Origin of the sequence: Alkaliphilus hydrothermalis, from assembly GCF_016908555.1 — a bacterium.
In the GTDB taxonomy this organism is placed as follows: domain Bacteria; phylum Bacillota; class Clostridia; order Peptostreptococcales; family Natronincolaceae; genus Alkaliphilus; species Alkaliphilus hydrothermalis.
The window spans coordinates 1-1,739 of record NZ_JAFBEE010000048.1; the positions used below are offsets into that span (position 1 = coordinate 1).

Here is a 1,739-nt window from a genome sequence, read left to right on the forward strand (position 1 = left end):
TGGCGGAACTGGCAGACGCACAGGACTTAAAATCCTGCGGTCCTTACCGACCGTACCGGTTCGATTCCGGTCTTCGGCACCATTTTAATTTTAAATTCATAATAAATATCGCGGGGTAGAGCAGTTGGTAGCTCGTCGGGCTCATAACCCGGAGGTCGCAGGTTCGAATCCTGTCTCCGCAACCAAATATGGCGGCATGGCTCAGATGGCTAGAGCGTTCGGTTCATACCCGAAAGGTCACAGGTTCGACTCCTGTTGCCGCTACCATTTTAAAAATTTGATTGGGCGCATAGCTCAGCTGGGAGAGCACCTGCCTTACAAGCAGGGGGTCACAGGTTCGATCCCTGTTGTGCCCACCAATTATAATTCATATTAAATAACCTTGTGAAACTAAAATAAAATCATTTAAAATGGTAAAAATTAAGTTTGACAACGACAAATAATGATGTTAATATGTATAAGCAGTCAAAAGCAGTATGACATGCGGGTGTAGTTCAGTGGTAGAACTTCAGCCTTCCAAGCTGACCGCGAGGGTTCGATTCCCTTCACCCGCTCCAAAATATGTACCCATAGCTCAGCTGGATAGAGCATCGCCCTTCTAAGGCGAGTGTCCGGGGTTCGAATCCCTGTGGGTACGCCATTATAATTTATTAAGTGTTGGGATATAGCCAAGTCGGTAAGGCAACGGACTTTGACTCCGTCATCCGCAGGTTCGAGTCCTGCTATCCCAGCCACTGGATCCATTAGCTCAGTCGGTAGAGCACCTGACTTTTAATCAGGGTGTCCCGCGTTCGAGTCGCGGATGGATCACCATTTTAAAGGAGAGGTGTCCGAGTGGTTTAAGGAGCTGGTCTTGAAAACCAGTGACTCCGAAAGGGGCCGTGGGTTCGAATCCCACCCTCTCCGCCATATAAAAATGGAGAAGTACTCAAGTAGGCTGAAGAGGACGGTTTGCTAAACCGTTAGATCGCGTAAGCGGTGCGCGGGTTCGAATCCCGCCTTCTCCGCCATTTTTATCCGGGTGTAGCGCAGTTTGGTAGCGCACATGGTTTGGGACCATGGGGTCGGGAGTTCGAATCTCTCCACCCGGACCATATATGAAATAAGGGCCTTTAGCTCAGTTGGTTAGAGCGTCCGGCTCATAACCGGCAGGTCCGGGGTTCGAGTCCCTGAAGGCCCACCATATTTCAAATAATAAATTATAGTTAATACAGGGGTATAGTTCAGTTGGTAGAACAGTGGTCTCCAAAACCACGTGTCGTGGGTTCAAGTCCTGCTACCCCTGCCAATATCCGGGTGTAGCGCAGTTTGGTAGCGCACATGGTTTGGGACCATGGGGTCGGGAGTTCGAATCTCTCCACCCGGACCACTAAGAAGTATGGGCTTATAGCTCAGCTGGTTAGAGCGCACGCCTGATAAGCGTGAGGTCGGTGGTTCGAGTCCACTTAAGCCCACCATATAACTTAATTAGCCCAGATAGCTCAGTCGGTAGAGCAGGGGACTGAAAATCCCCGTGTCGGTGGTTCGATTCCGCCTCTGGGCACCACATTCTTAATATAATTAATATCGCGGGGTAGAGCAGTTGGTAGCTCGTCGGGCTCATAACCCGGAGGTCGCAGGTTCGAATCCTGTCCCCGCAACCATTTTGGCCCCTTGGTCAAGCGGTTAAGACACCGCCCTTTCACGGCGGTAACAGGGGTTCGATTCCCCTAGGGGTCACCATTTATAATTGGGCGCAT

General features: G+C 50.4%; 17 tRNA genes. All 17 read left to right on the top strand.

What is annotated here, in order from left to right:
• The first annotated feature begins 109 nt into the window (after positions 1-109).
• The 17 genes from JOC73_RS14925 to JOC73_RS15005 all read left to right on the top strand — a co-directional run bounded on the left by JOC73_RS14925 (position 110) and on the right by JOC73_RS15005 (position 1,722).
• Positions 110-185: transfer RNA gene (locus tag JOC73_RS14925), tRNA-Met, on the top strand.
• A gap of 5 nt (positions 186-190) precedes the next feature.
• Positions 191-267: transfer RNA gene (locus JOC73_RS14930), tRNA-Met, on the top strand.
• Between the two features lie 16 nt (positions 268-283).
• Positions 284-359, top strand: a tRNA-Val gene (locus JOC73_RS14935).
• A gap of 124 nt (positions 360-483) precedes the next feature.
• Positions 484-557: transfer RNA gene (locus tag JOC73_RS14940), tRNA-Gly, on the top strand.
• Positions 558-563: 6 nt separating this feature from the next.
• A tRNA-Arg gene (locus tag JOC73_RS14945) sits at positions 564-640 on the top strand.
• An 18-nt stretch (positions 641-658) separates the two neighbouring features.
• Positions 659-734, top strand: a tRNA-Gln gene (locus tag JOC73_RS14950).
• Positions 735-737: 3 nt separating this feature from the next.
• Positions 738-813 (top strand) — tRNA-Lys (locus JOC73_RS14955).
• A gap of 7 nt (positions 814-820) precedes the next feature.
• Positions 821-909: transfer RNA gene (locus JOC73_RS14960), tRNA-Ser, on the top strand.
• A gap of 9 nt (positions 910-918) precedes the next feature.
• Positions 919-1,010: transfer RNA gene (locus JOC73_RS14965), tRNA-Ser, on the top strand.
• Between the two features lie 7 nt (positions 1,011-1,017).
• A tRNA-Pro gene (locus JOC73_RS14970) sits at positions 1,018-1,094 on the top strand.
• Positions 1,095-1,106: 12 nt separating this feature from the next.
• Positions 1,107-1,183: transfer RNA gene (locus JOC73_RS14975), tRNA-Ile, on the top strand.
• 29 nt (positions 1,184-1,212) lie between these two features.
• Positions 1,213-1,288 (top strand) — tRNA-Trp (locus JOC73_RS14980).
• A 4-nt stretch (positions 1,289-1,292) separates the two neighbouring features.
• Positions 1,293-1,369: transfer RNA gene (locus JOC73_RS14985), tRNA-Pro, on the top strand.
• Between the two features lie 11 nt (positions 1,370-1,380).
• Positions 1,381-1,457 (top strand) — tRNA-Ile (locus tag JOC73_RS14990).
• A gap of 13 nt (positions 1,458-1,470) precedes the next feature.
• Positions 1,471-1,546 (top strand) — tRNA-Phe (locus JOC73_RS14995).
• A gap of 21 nt (positions 1,547-1,567) precedes the next feature.
• Positions 1,568-1,643 (top strand) — tRNA-Met (locus JOC73_RS15000).
• A gap of 4 nt (positions 1,644-1,647) precedes the next feature.
• Positions 1,648-1,722, top strand: a tRNA-Glu gene (locus JOC73_RS15005).
• The last annotated feature ends 17 nt before the right edge of the window (positions 1,723-1,739 follow it).